Raw genomic sequence first — 20,249 nt, 5'->3', positions numbered from 1 at the left:
TACTGGTTAAAACGTGGCCGATACAGAGGCGAATACGCTTCTTGGCTGGCCAATGTTAATGCGTAAATCGCCACCGCTGGCGCTGTAATAGGTTTCATTGAACAAGTTTTTCACCGAAAGTTGGAACCGCATATTTTGTTTAGCATTCGCCAGGGGGAGCGTGTACCACACTGACAGATCACATGTGGTATAGCTGCCTAAATTCCAGCTGTTGGCATTGTCGCCAAAGCGGTCTCCCATGTAGAATACACCTGTGCCTGCACCTAATCCTGTCCATTGGCCTTGGGTAAACTCATAGCTGGTCCATAAACTGGCATTACTTTTAGCCACATTACTGGGCCGGTTACCGGCGTTGCTGCCTGTCTTTATGCTGGCATCGGTATAAGCGTAGCCACTGACAATTGTCCAGCCGGGTACAGGTTGCCCGGAAATGCTGATTTCAAGGCCTTGTGAGTCCTGGCCTTTTACTAGTGCCGGTAAACCATCGGCACCGACAGTTAAAACATTCTCTTTTTCGATGTCATAAACTGACACGCTGCCGTTTAACTTACTGTTAAAGAACTGAGCTTTAACACCGGCTTCATACTGCGTGGAGTTTTCTGCCGGATACAGCTCAGTTTCCGATTGCGCACCTGAGTTATCGAAACTCAATACCGTATTGGGCTCAAAGGCTTCTGAATAACTGACAAACGTTGAAATATTAGCGCTAGGTTTATAGTTCAGCGCGACTTGTGGCGAGAATGCATTGACATCTTTAATCTCGTCATCACCGTCGACATCTGAGTAATCCTGCCGCCCACCAATCAGCAACGCCAAGCTGTCAGTAAAATTTATGTAGTCGTTGATGTAGATGCCGAAGTCTTCTGTCTCATCGGTCACCAGATTGCCATTCTCTGTAGATAGACTGTCGGGTAAATTACCATATACCGGGTTGCGCAGGTCAAATAGTGGGCCGGTAGACTGCGTACCGGTCGTCGTTGGGGTAGTAACAAAATATCTGCTGCTGTTAAAACGACGCCGATCCACACCGACAACAATGCGATGATTAACGGAACCTGTCATCACCTCGCCATTTATTGACGCGCTAAGGTAAGAAACATGCTGATCGCGTTCCCGGCTGCCATCGGTGCCGCGCGTTAAAAAGATCTGATCATCGTCTTCATCATAGATGGCTTCCGGCGTAACCGGTGCGGTGAAAAAGCCATTACTGATTGGTGCATCAGCATCCAGAATAATAACGGCCACCGGACGCACCTGCAGATCGTTCGACATAGAGCTTTCCCAGGCCGCGGCTACATTCAGTGCCCAGCCGTTAGCAAAGCTATGATCCAGCTTTAGAGTAGCAAATTCAAACTGAGTATCTATCTCTTCAAAGGCTTCACCAAACCGGCGTGACAGCGGAATATCAGTAATCTTATTAACAATTACCCGGCCATTCGCCGTAGGAATACTGAGCGTGCCACGATCAAAAGAGCGGAACTCATCCCGATATTCATAAGATGTACTAATACGGGTGTTTTCAGATACATCATAACGGCCAGTCAGGGCAATAATGTCTTTTTCTATATCAAAGTTATCACGAAAATAGCCGGCGTCTTGTGAAGAGATATTTACCCGCACTGCAGCATCCTCGCCAATCGGGGTAGAAACATCAGCTTGCAGCAAATAGTTACTCCATGAACCGGCACGTAGTTCTGTATAAACCCGCTGTTCATCCAGCGGTTTCTTGGTAATAATATCAACCAGGCCGCCAGGTTCAACCTGACCATAGGTAACAGACGCCGGACCTTTAATTACCCGGATACTGTCCAGGTTAGCGGTATTCGCCCGGAAATTGGAGGCAATTCGCATACCATCGCGGTAGATAGTATTGCGCCTGAAACCGCGGACAAGGTAGTCGTTATTGCTGCCGCCGAAGCCATCCGACAAGCTTACCCCTGGAATATTCCGTAATGCTTCTTCCAGCTCAGTAACTTTTTGGTCTAACAATAACTGCTCCGGCAGTACATCAATAATACGCGGCAGCTCTAAGTAGTCTAACGGCAGGCCGACTAAACTATCACCACTGGTAGTTTGGTAGCGGTGAGGGCTGGTGCCGACAACAGAGACTCGTTCAATTCCTGTTGCTGCTAATTGCTCTTCTGCTGATAGCGAGGCAGAACAAGCCAACGCTACTGTCAGAGACAGAGAAATTAACGACCGTTGATGTATTGATGTTACTAAGGTGGTTGTAGACATAGCAGCTTGTTCCTGTTAGCTCTGTGCAAAAAGCATCCATTGTCACTCGGTTACCTTGCAGGTTGCGCTCCTATCGCTTTCAAGAACGATTCAGCAGCAAGGTAGATAAACCAATAGATAAATGCAAAACCATCTGTTATCGGCGCAATAGGATACACAACGAACAACCTTTAATGCAAATGCTAATTATTCTTAATAGTGTATTGTTTGTAGTGGACTTATATTTAACACGTTACAGGAGGTACTCTACCGCAGTATTTATGTGTATTAAAAATGATGCCAATGCCAAAGCTTGTAATACTCAGTTGCTGTCATTGTTTATATTGTTGGAAAATCTTCAGTGACTAATGGGAGCGGCTAAACAGCTGTTATTAATAGTAGATCACTCAAGGAAAAGAACTCAATGCGGTTTGCGCTATCTGGCACAGCTATGTTTACGTTCAGGCTGCATGAGGTGAAATATCTTTACTAATTTGCTCACCACTTAATTTCTCGGCCAGTTTAAGGTCATATATCGCCTGTAAATTAAGCCAGCCTTGGGCATCGCCGCCAAAATAGCGAGCCAGGCGAAGTGCCGTGTCAGCAGTAACCCCGCGCTTTTCACGCACTATTTCATTGATCCGTGCAGGTGTTACCCGTAGCGCTTGTGCTAAAGCGTTGGCACTCATATTTAGTGGTAACAAATAATCTTCACGCAATACTTCACCAGGGTGTACTGCGCGCATGCCGCTTTTAAACATAACTCCCCCATTAGTGATAATCGATAAACTGCAAACTAGTGTGTTGCACAACAAGCCAACCAGTTTTAACTGATAAAAAGCCCCGGCACGTTGGCCGGGGTTTTTATTGTTACTGCATAAGCACTAACCGCTTAGCGATATACTTGCGGGCTTGGGCAGGAACAGATAAGGTTGCGGTTGTCGCCAATACGATTTCACTACGGCCAACCTGCCCTTGTGGCATCAAAGAACCCACTCCTTCGGCACGTGATACCTATTTCCCGGTCAATTGCGTTACAGATTTTTGCGGAAGAAATCCGTCAGCTTATCAAAAGGGATTTTGTCTATTTGATCGTACAAATCAACATGGCTGGCCCCTTCGATGATCATCAGTTCTTTCGGCTGTGCCGCCGCATCATAGGCGGTTTCGGCAAAATAACGTGAATGCGCTTTTTCGCCATGCACGAACAGGATCGGCCGCGGCGAAATCTCGTTAATGTAGCTGAGGATCGGCATATTCATAAACGACAGCGGCGTGGTAAGCGTCCAGGCATTGCCGGAATTGACCGCCCGCTGATGATAGCCGCGCGGCGTGCCGTAGTAAGCGTGGTAGTCAAGCATAAACTGTGGCTCACCGCCCTGCGGTGGTGTGTTGTAGGCCGGCTGGTAGGCTGGCTTGCCGCTTGCAGCGTCTTCCCAGCGCTGCCGGCTTAGCTGCTCCAGCGTTTGCGCGCGTTGCGCAGGGCTCACGCTGTCGTTGTAGCCTTTGGACATAACGCGGGTCATGTCGTACATCGTGCTGGCAACGACAGCTTTGATTCGCTTGTCTGCCGCTACGGCATTTAATGCCATACCACCCCAACCGCAAATACCGATCATGCCAATACGCTCACGGTCAACATTTTGTAACAGACCGATAAAATCAACAGCTGCACTAAAATCTTCAGTATTGATATCTGGTGAAGCCACATTGCGTGGTTCGCCACCACTTTCACCGGTATAAGACGGATCAAACGCCAAGGTGATAAAACCGCGCTCTGCCATCATTTGCGCATATAAGCCTGACGACTGCTCTTTTACCGCACCAAAAGGGCCACCTACCACAATGGCGGCCAATTTACCGCTGCTGTTTTTCGGCACATAAAGATCTGCAGCCAGCGTAATACCATAGCGGTTTTTAAAGGTTACTTTGCTATGTTCTACCTTGTCGCTTTTGGCAAAAGTTTTGTCCCACTCGCTGCCAAGTTGTAACGGCGCCGAAGGTTGGGCGTTTACCGCTGTGGCTAAGGTGATAGCAGATAAAACACCTGCCGTGGCTATACCTAAGCTGGTCATTTTTAATAACGCGCGGCGGCTACTATTGCTTACGGGTTCTGCATTGGTAATCATGCGGTATTCCTCATTTGTCAGTTAATGTGGCTAATTCAATAGTCGCCTGCTTGGCACCACTGAACTTAAGCTGTGCTATGCCGCTGGTTATCTCCCCCAACTTAATAAGGCCCGGCGAGTAAGCAAAATCTTTATAGTAAACGGCAATATTGCCCCAGGGGCCGTAGTAGGCAATGTCACCGACAACCGGAGTAATGCCGGCAGGTGCGCCCTCTGTGGTCAGCTTATTGCTCAGATAGGTCACTTTTTCAGTCGCTGCGTAGTCTTCCAGTTTTACCGTCATTGGCAATTGGGCGATAAAATCCCGTACAGTCGGGTTGTTATCAAGCCTGGCCGTAATAACGGCATTATCCAGCGTAATGGTTACCTGATACATGGTGTTCCCCTTGGGCTTAGCGGGAGTTACGTCTGCCTGCGCCCCGCTTATTGCGCTGGTTTGCAGCGCCAGAAGCAAAACAAACCGCGTTATGTTGTTCATAGCGTTATCCTAAGCTGTCTATGCCAAAGTGAGAGCTGCTAACCCAGACAGTGCAGCAGCAGTCATCGAATTACGCTTTTTATAGCTAAAAACACCTTGCTATAGTGGCAGACAGATGACTATTTTATTAGTAGACATAATGTTCATGTAGTTGTGAGAAAAATTCAGCAATGGCAAACAGCAAAATGAACGACCTGCAGGCTTTTTTGGCCGTAGCACAACAGCAGAGTTTTACCAAAGCGGCAGCCGGGTTGCGTGTTACCCCTTCTGCGCTGAGCCACACTATTCGCAATCTGGAAGAAAAACTCGGTGTGCGCTTACTCACCCGTACTACCCGCAATGTGTCGCTGACAGAAGCAGGTGTGCGTTTGTTTGAATCGGTCGCACCACTGCTGGAGCAAATTGATGCCGAACTGGATGCGTTGGCAGAATTACGCGATAAACCCAAAGGAACACTGCGTATTAGTTGTACCGATGATCAGATAGAACTGCATTTACGCCCGATGTTAAGCACTTTTTTGCAAAACTATCCCGATATAAAGCTGGAACTGTACGTTGATTATGGCTTTACCAATGTGGTTGAAGCGCGTTTTGATGCCGGCATCCGGTTAGGCGAAGATATCAGCAAAGATATGATTGCAGTGCGCATCGGGCCTGACTGGCGGCTTGTTGTGGTAGGCTCCCCGGCTTACTTTGCGCGACAACCAAAACCCGCCACGCCCTATGAGTTAACAGAGCATTCGTGTATTAATATTCGTCACCGCGTAGCAGGTGCAATTTATGCGTGGGAATTTGAAAAGCAAGGCCGGGCTTTCACAGTTAAAGTGGAAGGCCAGCTGGTGTTCAACAGCATTATGCATGTGCTAAATGCGGCACTGGATGGTATTGGGCTGGCATACGTGCCGGAACCTTTGGCTGCACCTTATCTGGCCGATGGCAGGCTTAAAGCAGTAATAACTGACTGGAGCCCTTATTTTCAGGGCTTCCATTTGTACTATCCTAATCGCAGACAAGCCTCACCGGCATTTATGGCGTTCGTAGAAGCAATAAGATATCGCGACAACCGTGATAAATAAGCGCAGTTATTTTAGGCGCTGGCATAAAAACCCCGGCGCGCTGGCCGGGGTTTTAGTTGTTACTGCAACAGCGCTAACCGCTTAGCGATATGCTTCCGGGCTTGGGCATGAACAGATCAGGTTACGGTCGCCGTATACGTCGTCGATACGGGTAACCGTTGGCCAGAACTTGTTCTCTGCCACGTAAGCTGCCGGGAAGGCGGCGTACTGGCGCTCGTAGGCGCGATCCCATGCCGGGTCGAAAATATCTTGCATGGTATGCGGTGCGTAGGCCAGTGGGTTGTTGTCCACTGTCCACTCGCCGGCTTCTACCTTGGCAATTTCGGCACGGATGGTGCTCATCGCTTCGATAAACTTATCCATCTCAGCTTTGCTTTCAGACTCGGTTGGCTCAATCATCAGCGTGCCGGCTACCGGGAAGCTCATGGTGGGTGAGTGATAACCAAAGTCCATTAAGCGCTTGGCAATATCCATCTCAGTAATGCCGCTGGCTTCTTTTAACGGACGAATGTCGATAATACATTCGTGCGCCACACGGCCGTTAGTGCCGCGGAACAGTACCGGGAATAACGGGTCGAGTTTGTTGGCCATGTAGTTAGCATTCAGGATGGCGTATTCTGTGGCTTGTTTTAAGCCCTCGGCGCCCATCATGGCAATGTACATCCAGCTGATTGGCAATATGCCGGCGCTACCAAACGGCGCGGCGGATACGGCGCCGTTAGTCTCGCCGGTACCGTCGATGCTTACCACAGCGTGGTTAGGCAGGAACGGTGCCAAATGGCTTTTCACACCGATAGGACCCATGCCCGGGCCACCACCGCCGTGCGGAATACAGAAGGTTTTGTGCAGGTTTAAGTGCGATACGTCTGAGCCGATAAAGCCAGGTGCTGTTACGCCTACCTGAGCGTTCATATTGGCACCGTCCATATACACCTGGCCGCCGTAGCTGTGAATAACGTCGCACAGCTCACGGATACTTTCTTCAAATACGCCGTGAGTAGACGGATACGTAACCATAATCGCGGCTAAGCGGTCGCCCACTTCTGCAGCTTTGGCTTTTAAATCTGCCATATCGATATTGCCGCGCTTGTCGCACTCTACCAGTACTACGTCGTAGCTGGTCATGGCGGCAGTGGCCGGGTTAGTACCGTGCGCCGATACCGGAATTAAACAGATATTGCGATGGCCTTCACCGCGGCTTTCGTGATACTTACGAATTGCCACCATACCGGCGTACTCACCCTGCGCACCCGAGTTTGGCTGCATAGAGATATTGTCGTAACCGGTGATATTTACCAGCCAGTCGCCCAGCAGGTTGATCATCTCGTAGTAACCATCAACCTGGTCGCGCGGCACAAACGGGTGCAGTGAGCCAAATTCAGGCCAGGTTACCGGGATCATCTCGGCCGTGGCGTTTAGCTTCATGGTGCATGAACCAAGTGAGATCATCGAGTGGTTCAGCGATAAGTCTTTATTTTCCAACTTTTTGATATAACGCAGCATCTCAGTTTCAGAGTGATACTGGTTAAATACCGGATGGCCCAGCACGCTGTCGTTGCGCACTAAATCGGCCGGAATAGACTTACTGCCATTAGCTACAATAGCGCCATCCAGTGCATCCACGCTTAAGTCGTGGCCTGCGCCCAGTACGATATCAAACAGCTCTGCGATGTCGGCGCCGCTGGTGGTTTCATTAAAGCTTACCGCTAATGAGTCGGCTACGTCGGTGCGCAGGTTAACGCCGGCAGCTAAGGCACGCTTAACCACAGCAGCACGGTCGCTTACTTTAAAAGTAACAGTATCGAACCAGTGAGCATTTACTAACGCCACGCCTTTGGCTTGTAAGCCGGCGGCAAAAATATCGGCATTGCGGTGAATACGCTGCGCAATATTTTTCAGCCCCTGCGGGCCGTGATACACAGCGTAGAACGACGCCATATTGGCCAGTAATACCTGGGCAGTACAGATGTTTGAGTTAGCTTTTTCGCGGCGGATATGCTGCTCGCGCGTTTGCATTGCCATACGCAGTGCCTGATTACCGCGACGGTCTTTCGACACCCCGATAATACGGCCCGGCATAGAGCGCTTATACGCATCGCGGGTAGCAAAAAATGCCGCGTGCGGGCCGCCGTAGGCCATAGGTACACCAAAGCGCTGGGCGCTGCCTAATACCACGTCGGCACCTAATTGGCCGGGCGCCTTTAACAGCAACAATGCCATCGGATCGGTAGCAACGGCAACTATGGCTTTTTTCGCCTGTAACGCCGCGATTAACGCGCTGTCGTTACGGATATCACCGTTAGTGGTCGGGTATTGAATTAAGGCACCGAATACGTCGTGCGTAGCAGCATCGGCTGCCTTGCCCACTACAATGTCAAAACCGAACATTTCAGCGCGGGTTTTTACCACGTCAATGGTCTGCGGGTGCACATCGTCGCTGATAAAGTACAGATTAGACTTGCTCTTGGTTACGCGCTTGGCCAATGCCATGGCTTCAGCGGCGGCGGTAGCTTCGTCCAGCAGTGAGGCGCTGGCCAGCTCCATACCGGTTAAATCCAGCGTTAACTGCTGGAAGTTTAACAGCGATTCTAACCGGCCCTGAGCAATTTCCGGCTGGTATGGCGTATAAGCCGTGTACCAGCCCGGGTTTTCCAGCACATTACGCAAAATAACATTCGGCGTTAACGTCGGGTGATAACCCATACCAATGTATGACTTGAACATTTTGTTCTTTGCCGCCGCCTGCTTTAACACAGCCAGTGCTTCAGCTTCAGTGCGGGCCGGGCCGGTGGCCAACGGCGTAGTCAGGCGGATATCGGCCGGTACGGTTTGTGCGATCAGCGCTTCAATGCTGTCTACACCCAGCTCATTTAGCATGGCGGCGGTTTCTGCCGCATCCGGGCCGATATGGCGCTGAATAAATTCGTCGTGGTTCGCAAGTTGCGACAGGGTTTTCACAGCGGAGTTGGTCATGCCTTGAATGTCCTGGTAATGTTTCGTTACTGCTAAAGTTAAGCCCCGTGGCTTATTCGGTAACTAATACGGCACGGGGCTTAAATGGGTTTGCTAAGTTTTACTCGTCAATCGAGTTTTTATAACCTTCGGCGTCTAACAGTGCCGATAACTCAGCGGTATCAGACACTTTAATTTTAAACATCCAGCCATCTTCATACGGGTTGCTGTTTACCAGTTCCGGTGAATCCGCTAAGGCTTCATTTACCTCAACAATTTCACCTGACAACGGCGCATAAATATCAGAGGCCGCTTTTACAGACTCGGCTACGGCGCAGTCGTCGCCCTGGGTTACGCTATCACCTACTTCCGGCAGTTCAACAAACACCATATCGCCCAGCAGGCCCTGTGCGTGCTCAGTAATACCTACAGTGTAGATACCGTTACCGTCGTCGCGTGCCCACTCATGGCTGCTGGCGTATTTTAATGTGTTAGGAATTGAGCTCATTGTTTAATCCTTAGCTGGTGTTTTTTATTTAATATAGTTTTTAATTACAGTGATAGTTTAGATGACTTTCTTGCCCATACGCACGAAAGCAGGTTTAACCACGTTAACCGGCACCATCTTACCGCGAATATCTACTTCAGCGACATCGCCCACCGTTGCCGGTACCCGCGCCATCGCAATACTGTAACCCAGAGTTGGCGAAAAAGTACCGGAGGTAATTTCACCCTCACCGCCTTCAACCACTACGCGCTGGCCATGGCGCAATACGCCCTTGGCTTCCATTACCAGGCCAACCAGTTTGAAGGTACCTTCGGCTTTATGTTGCTCTAATGCTTTACGGCCGATAAAGTTGCGATCTTCCGGTGCCCAGGCGATAGTCCAGCCCATATTGGCCGCCAGTGGCGATACGGTTTCGTCCATATCCTGGCCATATAAGTTCATGCCGGCTTCTAAACGCAGGGTATCACGTGCACCTAAACCGGCCGGGGCAACGCCGGCATCCAGCAGCTTTTGCCAGAAATCGGCCGCTTGCTCGTTTGGCAGCGCAATCTCGTAACCGTCTTCACCGGTGTAACCAGTGGTGGCAATAAATAAGTCGCCAGCCTGCACACCAAAAAACGGCTTCATGCCCGCTACGGCGGCTTGCTGCTCAGCAGTTAATAGGTTAGCAACCTTAGCTTTGGCATTCGGGCCCTGTACCGCAATCATCGCAAACTCAGGACGCTCTGTTACTGTTACGTCAAAAGCTTTAGCTTCATTGTTGATATGGGCTAAATCTTTTTCACGGGTGGCCGAGTTAACCACCAGACGGAAGAAATCTTCCTGCAGAAAATACACAATTAAGTCGTCAATTACGCCACCGGCTTCGTTTAACATGCCGCTGTACAGCGCCTTACCCGGCACAGTCAGTTTAGCGACATCGTTGGCCAGTAAATAACGCAAAAAGGCGCGGGTTTGGGCGCCTTTTAAGTCAACAATTGTCATGTGAGATACGTCGAACATACCGGCGTCACGGCGCACGGCGTGATGTTCTTCAATTTGAGAGCCGTAATTAATTGGCATATCCCAGCCGAAGAAGTCGACCATTTTGGCACCGGCTTCCAGGTGTTTGCCATGTAACGCAGTTTGATTGGCCATTGCTATTTCCTGCTTATTGTAAGGCCCGCAAGGCGCCGGAAATTCAGCGCTACAGCATAGTTATATGACAACTTATGCAGTATCAGCGGATAAAAAGGCAGCCGGATTATAACGCAAGGCAAGGCTGGCAAACAGCCCCTGATTAATTAGTTTTTGTAATGCGACAACCAGAATAACTAAAAAAACTAACTCAACCGCGACGGGTTACTTTTGTCTCTGGCTGAGCCAATTTGGGTAAGTCACCACTGTTACCAAGGGCTGCAGCGATAATTTTACTTTTGAACCACGGCGCTTGGTTAATGCTGCTCATGCCAACAGCTCTTACCAGCTTAAACATCGGCTGCTTATTACTGAAACCGCGTTTAAAAGCTTCCATCGCAACGATCAGTGTTTGCGCTTCAGCCTTGCGCCAGCGCTCATAACGGCGCAGTAGTCGCGTTTCGCTAAAATCGTTACCGTCTTCAACTGCCTGCGTTATTAGTTCTGCTAATGCAGCAACGTCCATCAGGCCTAAATTCATACCCTGCCCCGCCAGCGGGTGAATGCTGTGCGCCGCATCAGCGACCAATACAACACGGCCGCGCAGCCAACTGCTGGCATAGCGCATTTTAAGGCCAAAGGCTTTAGGTTGTGTGTGCAGTTGCAACACGCCCAATACGCTGTTAGAGGCAGCGGTAAGTGCCTGATTAAACTGCTCTGCCGGCATAGCCAAAAGCTCTGCCGCACGTTCAGGGTTACAACTCCAGACAATGGAGCACTGCTGTGAGTCCGGCAGCGGTAACAGTGCTAAGGGCCCGGTGGGTAAAAATACCTGGCGGGCGGTTTTGTTATGCGGTAACTGTGTGGTAATGGTGGCCACTATGGCCTGCTGCTCGTAATCCCAGTGGGTAAGAGGTAACTGCATGCTGCTGCGTACCAACGAATTTACGCCATCAGCGCCTACCAGTAAGCGGCTTAGCAGTAATTGCTGCTGGTTAATGTTAATCAGTACATCACGCTCGCTTTGCACCAGGCTGTTGATGCTGCAATTAAACTCCAGCCGCACATTTTTGTGCTGCTGCAGCTGCCGGTACAAGGCAACACGAATTTGCTCGTTATCGCAAATCCAGCCCAGTTGCTCCAGGCGCTCGTTAGCGGCGTCAAATTCAATATTGGCAAAGCTGTCGGCGTCCCACACCTGCATGCGGCTGTAGCTTTGTGCTGTGGCGGCAATTGCCGGCCAGGCACCGGTATGACTAAGCAGCCTCATCGACGCCGGATTAAGTGCACTGACGCGCTGGTGGTTAATGTTGTCGCTATGCGGCGCATTGCCGTGCTCCAGCACCACGATGCTCAGCCCCAGAGGTGCCAGCAATAACGCCAGCGTTAAACCGGCACTGCCGGCGCCGACAACAGTAATATCGACATTTTGCATCTTAGCTCCGCAGCCCCATTGCCTGTTCGGCCAACGGGCGCTTTAATTCATCACATAATGTCATGGCCAGCAAACCACTGTTACGCGCCAGCGCCATTAAGCGCGAGCGGTTAGAGAAAATACGCACCAGCGCATCGGTGGCAGTGGTTACCGTGTTGATGTCCTGCTGGCGTGCCTGCTGATAGCCGCGCAGCATGGCATAGCCGCCGATATCCTGCGGCGCAGTGCTAACCTGACGCACTAATTCAGCAATATCGCGCAGTGCCAGGTTAAAGCCCTGGCCGGCTATCGGGTGCACATTGTGCAGGCTGTTACCGAGCAACGCGGTGCGGTGGCGCACTATATCGCCGCTTACGCGCAGGCTAAGCGGGTAGCTTGCCCTGCGCCCCGCTGCAGTAAAGACACCGGCGCGATAGCCAAAGGCTTGCTGTATATGCTCAATAAAAGCGGCGTCGCCCAACTGCATAATCCGGTTTACCGCTGCCTCATCTACCGTGTACACCAGCGAATAACGCTGCGCGTTAAGCGGCAGCAATGCGATGGGGCCATGTTCAGTAAAACGCTCGTAAGCTTTGTGCTGATGCCCTTCTGCCAGCGCCAGATTAGCAATAACCGCATATTGCTGATAAGCGCGCTCCTGCACGCTAAAACCGGCCAGGGCGCGGCTGGGTGATAAACCGCCTTCCGCAATAACCAGCAATGCCGTTTGTAACACCGTACCGTCATTTAATGTCAGCAGCTGATGTTGCTGCGTGCTGGTTATGGCGCTGATGCTGTTGGGCGCATAGCGGCTAAGGCTACTGTACTGCGCCAATTTACCGGACAGCACGGCGCCGAAGGGTTCGACTTCCAGTACATATCCCAGCGCATCCTGCTGATATTCTGCCGCCGTAAGTTGTGTTTTACCAAAATGGCCGCGATCAGACACATGAATATGCTTAATAGCACAGGCGCGGGTGGCCAGCTCCGGCCACAGGCTCCACTGCGCTAACAACTGCGCACTGGCGGCAGCAAGGGCGATGCTGCGGCTGTCAAAGCTGGCACTGCTGATTTGTTCAGCCTGTTGTTCAATAATGGCCAGTTTCAGCGCCGGATTGGCCTGCAGTAATGCCACGGCTAAGGTACTGCCGGCCATACCGCCACCGGCAATAACAATATCGAACTGCTGCGCAGCTGGGTTAGTCATTTAATGTAATGTCTTATTGCTTACCGGCTTCACACCGAACTTTTGCCCTACTTCGGTATAACAGGCCAGCACCATAATGCGGATATGCTCCAGCACCAAATAATAAGCTTCTTCATTTTCTTCGCTGCTACCATCATCGGTGGTATGAATATCGATTTTGGTTACTTCGGTTAACTGATCCAGCGCTTCGCGCACATCGTCTGACACCAGGGATAAATCGGTTTGCTGCACAGCAAAACCGACTAAAAAGGCCTGGGTCCATTCCACCATAGCGTCTAACCGCTCCGGCAGGCTGTCGTCGTCACTTGGCAATAACATACTGAAACTAAAATCGTTTTGCGCTAATTGTTTGGCGCTGTTGTCTATCAGGGTGGCGACATGTTGTTTTACGTCGGTCGGCAGCGCCTGGCCATCATTAAGAAAGTCGTGCAGCACCGGCATTAACTGCTGTGCATCCGGCTCTACCCCGGCACTGAGCAAACCGGCAATTAAACCGTGCACTTCAGCGGCTGAGGCCATTACATAGGCCTGGTCCAGCTTGTACGTCCATTCATCGTAAGTCAGTAAAGAAAGGCTGCTCATATAACTATTCGTGCTGTGATTAACTGCCTTTATGCTACCACCACAGCGAAAAAGCGCCAACTTTCAGGCCGCAGAAATAATAACGGTGCAAAGCGTAAACAAAAGTTGCTGTAAAACCATGCAACTAACACCAGAAGCGATAAAACTGCGATGAATAACCTTATCCGCACCAAACTGCGGTGTTATACTCAGGTCTGTTCTCTGGATTGTTGGTGATCAGGTGGATGTCCCTGAGCCGATAATTGTTTTTACCCAGGGATTCTTCTGCGCCGCCAGTGTGCAAGCCCGGCCCGTACCGGGAAGCCTGAGGTGGCCAATTGACTCCCGCCTTGAACCTATGGTTCAAGGGCTAACACCAGACACGGCAATTTGGAGAACCCCTTTTTTTCTGCCGCCATTCAGGCATACTCGTACCATGTCCACAGCATCACAGACGTCTACCTTGGCCGATACCAGCACTCAGCGCCAACAACTCAGAAGCCTGATCCGTAAACGCCGGCAACAGCTCAGCGCAGAGGCTCAGCAGCAAGCAGCAACAGCACTAACCGCAGAGGTTATGGCCTGTGACATGCTCAACTCAAGCCAACATATCGCCCTGTATTTAGCCAACGATGCGGAGATTGATACCTATCCGCTGATCCAGGCCCTGTGGCAACAAGGTAAAAGCGTGTATTTGCCGGTGCTGCACCCGTTTGTTGCCGGTTATTTACTGTTTGTGCGCTACGATAAAGACACTCTGCTGTACCCGAATAAATTCGGCATACCCGAGCCCTTGCCTGCCTGTCATAAGTTAATGCCGGTGCAGCAACTGGATATTATTTTTACCCCCCTGGTGGCCTTTGATGCTGCCGGTAACCGCCTGGGTATGGGTGGCGGTTTTTATGATCGCACTCTGTCGCAGTTGCCGCAAGGTAGCCACTGTCAGGTAACAGGCCTGGCACATAACTGCCAGCAGGTAGATGCCGTGCCGGGTGAAGCCTGGGATATTCCGTTAAAGCAGATTATTACGCCGGGTAAATATTTTGATTTTCGCTGAAACTCAGCGCTGAGGTGGTAAAAATCCGGCCACAATACCCGCTCTGGCTCGTCACAGCAACTCGCCCTAATGCCTGCGGCAGGGCTCAGACACTCTGTGACGACCAGATCGCGTTTCTGGCCTCCTTTTATGGCCGGCGACACTTACGCCTAACCCATGCGGTAAAACAGTTTTGGCCTTTTTCTGTTTTTGCCCTTTTGTCGGCAGGCCCTTTCGATATAATATCCATCTGTATGGCTAAACGAATTTGGATCAGCTGATGACACAAGATGAAATGAAGAAAAACGCGGCCTGGGCTGCACTGGAGTTTATCCCGCGTAATACCGTGGTTGGCGTGGGTACCGGCTCTACGGTAAATCATTTTATCGATGCGCTGGCCAGCATTAAGCATGAGATCACCGGTGCCGTGTCCAGCTCAGTACAATCTACCGAAAAACTCAAGGCGCTGGGCATTAACGTGCTGGATTTAAACAGTATCGACAGCTTTAGTGTTTACGTTGACGGCGCTGATGAAATTAACGCGCAAAAACATATGATTAAAGGCGGCGGTGCGGCCCTTACCCGCGAGAAAATTGTTGCTGCAGTGGCAGAGCGCTTTATTTGTATTGTCGATCAAACCAAGCAGGTTGAGGTATTAGGTAAGTTTCCGCTGCCGGTAGAAGTGATCCCGATGGCCGCCGCTTATGTGGCGCGCGAGCTGACAAAACTGGGCGGCCGCCCGGTGTTGCGCGACGGTGTTATTACCGACAACGGCAATGTGATCCTCGATGTACACGATTTAGCCATCAGTAAGCCTGTCGAACTGGAGCAGCAGATTAACAATATTGTTGGCGTGGTAACTAACGGTATCTTCGCACAGCGCCCTGCCGATATGGTATTGGTAGGCAGCGCTACCGGTACACAGGTTATCCGCTGATACAGCAGCATAAGGCCACGAAACACTATAATAAGAATAACTAACTGATTTTACTTTTAAATTTAATGAAGAGATGTGACATGGAAAAATTTTCACTGGCCAAAGACAAAATAAAAATACTGCTGCTGGAAGGCTTGCACCAAAGCGCGGTGCAAAGCTTTAAAAATCAGGGCTACAGCAATATCGAATATTTAAAAACCTCATTACCGGAAGACGAGCTGATAGAGCGCATTAAAGATGCGCATTTTATCGGTATCCGCTCGCGCACCCAACTGACCGAAAAAGTACTGGATGCTGCCGGCAAACTGGTGGCTATCGGCTGCTTTTGTATTGGTACCAACCAGGTAGATTTAACGGCCGCGTTAAAGCGTGCTATTCCGGTATTTAATGCGCCCTTTTCCAACACCCGCTCGGTAGCCGAGCTGGTACTGGGCGAAATTATTATGCTGCTGCGCGGTATTCCGCAGCGCTCTGCCGCAGCCCACCGTGGCGAGTGGCAAAAAACCGCGAATAACTCCTTTGAAGCGCGCGGTAAAACCCTGGGTATTATCGGTTATGGCCATATCGGCACTCAGCTGAGCATCATGGCGGAAAATATCGGCATGCGGGTGCAGTTTTACGATATCGAAGATAAGCTGGTACTGGGTAATGCCAGCCAGGTTAACTTTGGCACCTTACTGAAAACCTCCGACGTTATTACTTTGCATGTGCCGGAAACGCCGCAAACCAAAAACATGATTGGTGAAGCCGAGCTGGAACTGATGAAACCCGGCAGCATTCTTATCAATGCCTCGCGCGGTACTGTGGTCGATATCGACGCGCTAACGGAAGCGCTGCGCAGCAAAAAGCTGGCCGGTGCTGCCATAGATGTGTTCCCGACCGAGCCCAAAGGCAATGATGAAGAATTTATCTCGCCACTGCGTGAGTTCGACAATGTGATCTTAACCCCACACATTGGCGGCTCTACCCAGGAAGCGCAGGAAAATATCGGCTTTGAAGTAGCAGGCAAGCTGGTGAAATACAGCGACAACGGCTCTACCCTGTCGGCAGTAAACTTCCCGGAAGTATCACTACCGGAGCACAAAGGCCGCTCACGCTTGCTGCACATTCATAAAAACCAGCCTGGCGTACTAACAAAAATCAACGAAGCCTTTGCTAAGCACAATATCAATATTGCCGGCCAGTATCTGCAAACTAATGCCGATATCGGTTATGTGGTAATTGATATTGATTCTGACGATGTAGAGCAGGCATTAAATGAACTGCGGGCCATACCGGCTACCTTGCGGGCACGGGTACTGCATTCGTAAGCAGCTCTGGCGGATGCTTGATAATAAAAGCCGGTATTAGGTATTAATACCGGCTTTTTTACTGTTAAAAGGTATACACCAGTGAGGCTGAAGTTTCAGTATCGGTGCTACGCAGCGTGCCCTCGGGCATGGAGTTATATTTCACCACAAAATTTAACCGCATAGATAACCTGTCGGCTATGGTGGCGGTAATGCTGCTGCGGCTGAGTAAAGTGGTGTTTTGGCCGTTTAATGATACCGCGCCCTCCAACGTTTGCCGAAAGCTGCTGGTATCATATAAGGCATAGTTTATATTTGCTGCCAAAAACCAAATGGCGCCGCTTCTGTCTTCCCGTGCCGCTGTTTGCTGGTGGGCATAACCAGGCCCGGTCTCCAGGTCAATGTAATCGGTTAATTGCTCATACAGCCGGTTACCGTAACCCACAGCTAAAGACGCTTGTTCACGAAAAGCACCGAATTTGTCATGCAGGAAAGCACCACGGCCGAAAATAGATTCGTTACCTGACACCAACTTATAGTTACTCTGGCCGGTAAAACCATACCGACTGGCTGTCGTTACCTGACTTTTGTCGCCGCTTGCCGAATCAACAACATTGTTTTTCTGCAACAGGCTTTGTAATTGGTAGCGGTTACGAAAACGCTGCAAGTCATGTACTAACTCGCTGTTGGCGCGGATGGCAAAAGAGTCGGTATTGCCGGATGTAAGCAAGAACCCCAGCTCGACATCACCGGTTACCGTACCAAAGAAACCTATCGGCTGCAGTGGTTCTTCGCTGACAGGTAAGTTATCTGTCTCTGCTGCTTGTACCCCATACAAGCAAAGCATCAGCGCCAGGCTGATACCGGTTGAGAAAAAATGCATTATCTTGCTGTATTACTCCGTTGTTTTCGTTTCACCCATGAGTTATATCTTCCCGGTTGTTATTATTCATTCCCTGACACACTGTAGCATTGTAGCAAGCTATGCTGCTCAGCCCGGTTGCACCGGACTGAGTATTTGGTGTATTGACCGAAAGTGCCGGCTTTATTCGCTGTCGTTTGCGCGCTGTTGCACAAAATCTATCGCCAGTTGTAATCGCGCCAGACTGCGCGCTTTGCCGATTAAACTTAAGGTTAGATCCAATGCCGGCGAATTACCGCCACCGGTTACCGCAACCCGCAGTGGCATGCCAATTTTACCCATACCCACTCCAAGCGTTTCTGCGGTAGCATTAATGGCATCATGAATTGTGGCTTGTGACCAGTCGCTTAATGCCTCCAGTTTGGCTGCAACGGCTTGCAAAGGTTCCAACGCCACCGGACGTAAATGTTTTTTCGCGGCATCGGCATCAAACTGGCTGAAGTCTTCATAAAAATAGCGACTTACTTCTACCATTTCTTTAAGCGTTTTAACCCGCTCAGCCTGAGCTTTAACCAACTCAGTTAACGCCGGGCCGTTGCCGATATCCAGTTTTTGTTCGGCAATATGCCATTGCAGTTGTGCTGCCACCTGCTCTGCCGGCAGGGTTTTCATATAATGCTGATTTAACCAAATCAGCTTGTCAGTATTAAATGCCGACGGTGCCCGGTTACAGCTATCCAGGTCAAACAGCTGAACTAACTCGTCTTTGCTGAAAATCTCCTGGTCGCCATGTGACCAGCCCAGGCGTACTAAATAGTTAAGCAAGGCTTCGGGCAAAAAGCCGTTGTCGCGGTATTGCATAACACCCACAGCACCGTGGCGCTTGGATAAGCGTTTGCCGTCATCACCTAATATCATCGGCACATGGGCGTATTTCGGGATATCGGCACCCAGCGCGGCCAGAATATTCATTTGCCTTGGCGTGTTGTTCACATGGTCATCACCACGGATAACATGGGTAATGCCCATTTTCCAGTCATCAACCACCACGGTAAGGTTATAGGTTGGTGTGCCGTCGCTGCGGGCAATAATCAGATCGTCCAGTTCACTGTTGGCAATTTCAATGCGGCCTTTAATTAAATCATCAATAACTACAGTGCCGCTTTGCGGATTTTTAAAGCGGATCACGAAGGGCGTATCCGCCGGATGATCGGTGCGATCGCGCCACATCCCGTTATAGCGCGGCTTTTCACCGGCGGCAGTTTGCGCTTCGCGCATGGCGTCCACTTCTTCGATGGTACAAAAACACTTATAAGCTTTGCCATCAGCTACCAACTGCGCAACCACTTCTTTGTATAAATCAAAGCGCTTGGTCTGGTAGTACGGGCCTTCGTCGTAGTCCAGCCCCAACCAGCTCATGCCTTCTAAAATAGCATCGACTGATGCTTGGGTAGAACGCTCTAAGTCAGTATCTTCAATCCGCAGAATAAATTTTCCGCCCTTCTTTTTGGCATATAGCCAGCTGAATAAGGCAGTACGGGCGCCACCAACGTGCAAATAACCGGTTGGGCTTGGTGCAAAACGGGTAACAAGAGACATAGTTTATCCATCACAGTGCAATAATGGCGGCTATTGTAACAATGCCACGCGCCGGATGCACCCGCTAAGGCATCGGCACTGCATCTGTTTTGCGCTAAAGCACGACAGAATGTTTACTTTTGCAGCAGACAAACCGCTATTACCAAAATAATGTTGACAGCTTTTTCATGCTCCCTATAATGAGCGCCATCAAACAGCGTGGATTGTTAGCTCAGCTGGGAGAGCACCGCCCTTACAAGGCGGGGGTCACTGGTTCGAACCCAGTACAATCCACCAATTGATGTCTTATCATGAAAAGCACCGCCCGCTCTTCACGACGAGACGGTGGACACTGATTAAAACCCAGTACAATCCACCAATCTTAAAAGCGTTTAATTACAAATTGATATCCCATGGATTGTTAGCTCAGCTGGGAGAGCACCGCCCTTACAAGGCGGGGGTCACTGGGTCGAACCCAGTACAATCCACCATCACTTAATAGTGAACAAATAGTGGTACTCCCTAGGAGTGTTAGCTCAGCTGGGAGAGCACCGCCCTTACACGGCGGGGGTCACTGGTTCGAACCCAGTACAATCCACCAAGTGCTGTCTTATCATGAAAAGCACCGCCCGCTCGTCACGACGAGACGGTGGACACTGATTAAAACCCAGTACAATCCACCAATCTTAATAGCGTTTAATTACCAATTGATATCCCCTGGATTGTTAGCTCAGCTGGGAGAGCACCGCCCTTACAAGGCGGGGGTCACTGGTTCGAACCCAGTACAATCCACCATCTTCTTTCTTATCATGAACAGCACCGCCCGCTCCTCACGACGAGACGGTGGACACTGATTAAAACCCAGTATAATCCACCAATCTTAATAGCG

16 protein-coding genes, 4 tRNA genes and 1 other RNA gene are annotated in these 20,249 nt (G+C 50.3%); 9 read left to right on the top strand and 12 right to left on the bottom strand.

Going from position 1 to position 20,249, the window contains the following annotated elements; all coding sequences use genetic code 11:
• Window positions 1-6: 6 nt before the first annotated feature.
• From HRH59_RS02030 to HRH59_RS02015, 4 genes are all read right to left on the bottom strand, one after another.
• Window positions 7-2,238, bottom strand: coding sequence for a TonB-dependent siderophore receptor (locus tag HRH59_RS02030; RefSeq protein ID WP_173499604.1), 2,232 nt, complete (start codon window positions 2,236-2,238; stop codon window positions 7-9).
• 440 nt (window positions 2,239-2,678) lie between these two features.
• Window positions 2,679-2,978, bottom strand: coding sequence for a HigA family addiction module antitoxin (locus HRH59_RS02025; protein ID WP_173499603.1), 300 nt, complete (start codon window positions 2,976-2,978; stop codon window positions 2,679-2,681).
• Window positions 2,979-3,251: 273 nt separating this feature from the next.
• Entirely contained in the window at window positions 3,252-4,346 is a 1,095-nt protein-coding gene (locus tag HRH59_RS02020; RefSeq protein WP_173499602.1) for an alpha/beta hydrolase, read from the bottom strand.
• 10 nt (window positions 4,347-4,356) lie between these two features.
• On the bottom strand, window positions 4,357-4,824 hold the full coding sequence (locus HRH59_RS02015; protein ID WP_173499601.1) for a cyclophilin-like fold protein: 468 nt from the start codon (window positions 4,822-4,824) through the stop codon (window positions 4,357-4,359).
• A gap of 170 nt (window positions 4,825-4,994) precedes the next feature.
• On the opposite strand from HRH59_RS02015, the gene HRH59_RS02010 reads away from it, so the two are divergent.
• Window positions 4,995-5,900, top strand: a complete 906-nt coding sequence (locus HRH59_RS02010) for a LysR family transcriptional regulator (RefSeq protein WP_173499600.1) — start codon at window positions 4,995-4,997, stop codon at window positions 5,898-5,900.
• Between the two features lie 81 nt (window positions 5,901-5,981).
• Here HRH59_RS02010 and gcvP read toward each other — a convergent pair whose 3' ends face one another.
• From gcvP to HRH59_RS01980, 6 genes are all read right to left on the bottom strand, one after another.
• Window positions 5,982-8,873, bottom strand: a complete 2,892-nt coding sequence (gene gcvP, locus HRH59_RS02005) for an aminomethyl-transferring glycine dehydrogenase (RefSeq protein WP_173499599.1) — start codon at window positions 8,871-8,873, stop codon at window positions 5,982-5,984.
• Window positions 8,874-8,973: 100 nt separating this feature from the next.
• Window positions 8,974-9,360: a glycine cleavage system protein GcvH gene (gene gcvH / locus HRH59_RS02000; RefSeq protein WP_173499598.1), complete on the bottom strand. Its 387-nt coding sequence runs from the start codon at window positions 9,358-9,360 to the stop codon at window positions 8,974-8,976.
• 57 nt (window positions 9,361-9,417) lie between these two features.
• A complete protein-coding gene (gcvT, locus tag HRH59_RS01995) occupies window positions 9,418-10,497 on the bottom strand; it encodes a glycine cleavage system aminomethyltransferase GcvT (protein WP_173499597.1) in 1,080 nt (359 codons plus the stop codon).
• A gap of 190 nt (window positions 10,498-10,687) precedes the next feature.
• On the bottom strand, window positions 10,688-11,911 hold the full coding sequence (locus tag HRH59_RS01990) for an FAD-dependent monooxygenase (RefSeq protein WP_173499596.1): 1,224 nt from the start codon (window positions 11,909-11,911) through the stop codon (window positions 10,688-10,690).
• A gap of 1 nt (window position 11,912) precedes the next feature.
• The gene (gene ubiH, locus HRH59_RS01985; protein ID WP_173499595.1) at window positions 11,913-13,097 is read right to left on the bottom strand and encodes a 2-octaprenyl-6-methoxyphenyl hydroxylase; all 1,185 of its coding nucleotides are present in this window, start codon (window positions 13,095-13,097) and stop codon (window positions 11,913-11,915) included.
• On the bottom strand, window positions 13,098-13,679 hold the full coding sequence (locus HRH59_RS01980) for a UPF0149 family protein (RefSeq protein ID WP_173499594.1): 582 nt from the start codon (window positions 13,677-13,679) through the stop codon (window positions 13,098-13,100).
• A gap of 195 nt (window positions 13,680-13,874) precedes the next feature.
• Here HRH59_RS01980 and ssrS point away from each other — a divergent pair.
• The 4 genes from ssrS to serA all read left to right on the top strand — a co-directional run bounded on the left by ssrS (window position 13,875) and on the right by serA (window position 16,941).
• Window positions 13,875-14,059: non-coding RNA, 6S RNA (ssrS, locus tag HRH59_RS01975), on the top strand.
• A 35-nt stretch (window positions 14,060-14,094) separates the two neighbouring features.
• Window positions 14,095-14,715 carry a 5-formyltetrahydrofolate cyclo-ligase gene (locus HRH59_RS01970; protein WP_173499593.1) on the top strand — a complete coding sequence of 207 codons (621 nt, stop codon included), beginning with the start codon at window positions 14,095-14,097 and terminating at the stop codon, window positions 14,713-14,715.
• A gap of 259 nt (window positions 14,716-14,974) precedes the next feature.
• Complete coding sequence (gene rpiA / locus HRH59_RS01965; RefSeq protein WP_173499592.1) at window positions 14,975-15,631, top strand: ribose-5-phosphate isomerase RpiA; 657 nt, start codon at window positions 14,975-14,977, stop codon at window positions 15,629-15,631.
• An 80-nt stretch (window positions 15,632-15,711) separates the two neighbouring features.
• Window positions 15,712-16,941, top strand: coding sequence for a phosphoglycerate dehydrogenase (serA, locus tag HRH59_RS01960; RefSeq protein ID WP_173499591.1), 1,230 nt, complete (start codon window positions 15,712-15,714; stop codon window positions 16,939-16,941).
• A gap of 64 nt (window positions 16,942-17,005) precedes the next feature.
• On the opposite strand, the gene HRH59_RS01955 is transcribed toward serA, so the two are convergent.
• Both HRH59_RS01955 and gltX read right to left on the bottom strand, forming a co-directional pair.
• Window positions 17,006-17,803: a DUF481 domain-containing protein gene (locus HRH59_RS01955; RefSeq protein WP_173499590.1), complete on the bottom strand. Its 798-nt coding sequence runs from the start codon at window positions 17,801-17,803 to the stop codon at window positions 17,006-17,008.
• Window positions 17,804-17,965: 162 nt separating this feature from the next.
• Window positions 17,966-19,381 (bottom strand): glutamate--tRNA ligase, encoded by a 1,416-nt coding sequence (gene gltX / locus HRH59_RS01950; RefSeq protein WP_173499589.1) that lies wholly within the window; start codon window positions 19,379-19,381, stop codon window positions 17,966-17,968.
• A gap of 200 nt (window positions 19,382-19,581) precedes the next feature.
• Between gltX and HRH59_RS01945 the strand changes: the two genes are divergently transcribed.
• The 4 genes from HRH59_RS01945 (at window position 19,582) to HRH59_RS01930 (ending at window position 20,155) form a co-directional block, all read left to right on the top strand.
• Window positions 19,582-19,657 (top strand) — tRNA-Val (locus HRH59_RS01945).
• Between the two features lie 118 nt (window positions 19,658-19,775).
• A tRNA-Val gene (locus tag HRH59_RS01940) sits at window positions 19,776-19,851 on the top strand.
• Between the two features lie 34 nt (window positions 19,852-19,885).
• Window positions 19,886-19,961, top strand: a tRNA-Val gene (locus HRH59_RS01935).
• A 118-nt stretch (window positions 19,962-20,079) separates the two neighbouring features.
• A tRNA-Val gene (locus HRH59_RS01930) sits at window positions 20,080-20,155 on the top strand.
• Window positions 20,156-20,249 lie beyond the last annotated feature (94 nt).

Origin of the sequence: Rheinheimera lutimaris (genome assembly GCF_013283795.1) — a bacterium.
GTDB lineage: Bacteria > Pseudomonadota > Gammaproteobacteria > Enterobacterales > Alteromonadaceae > Alishewanella > Alishewanella lutimaris.
The sequence above is the reverse complement of the archived record's forward strand: the minus strand, read 5'-3'. Positions and strand labels throughout refer to the sequence as shown.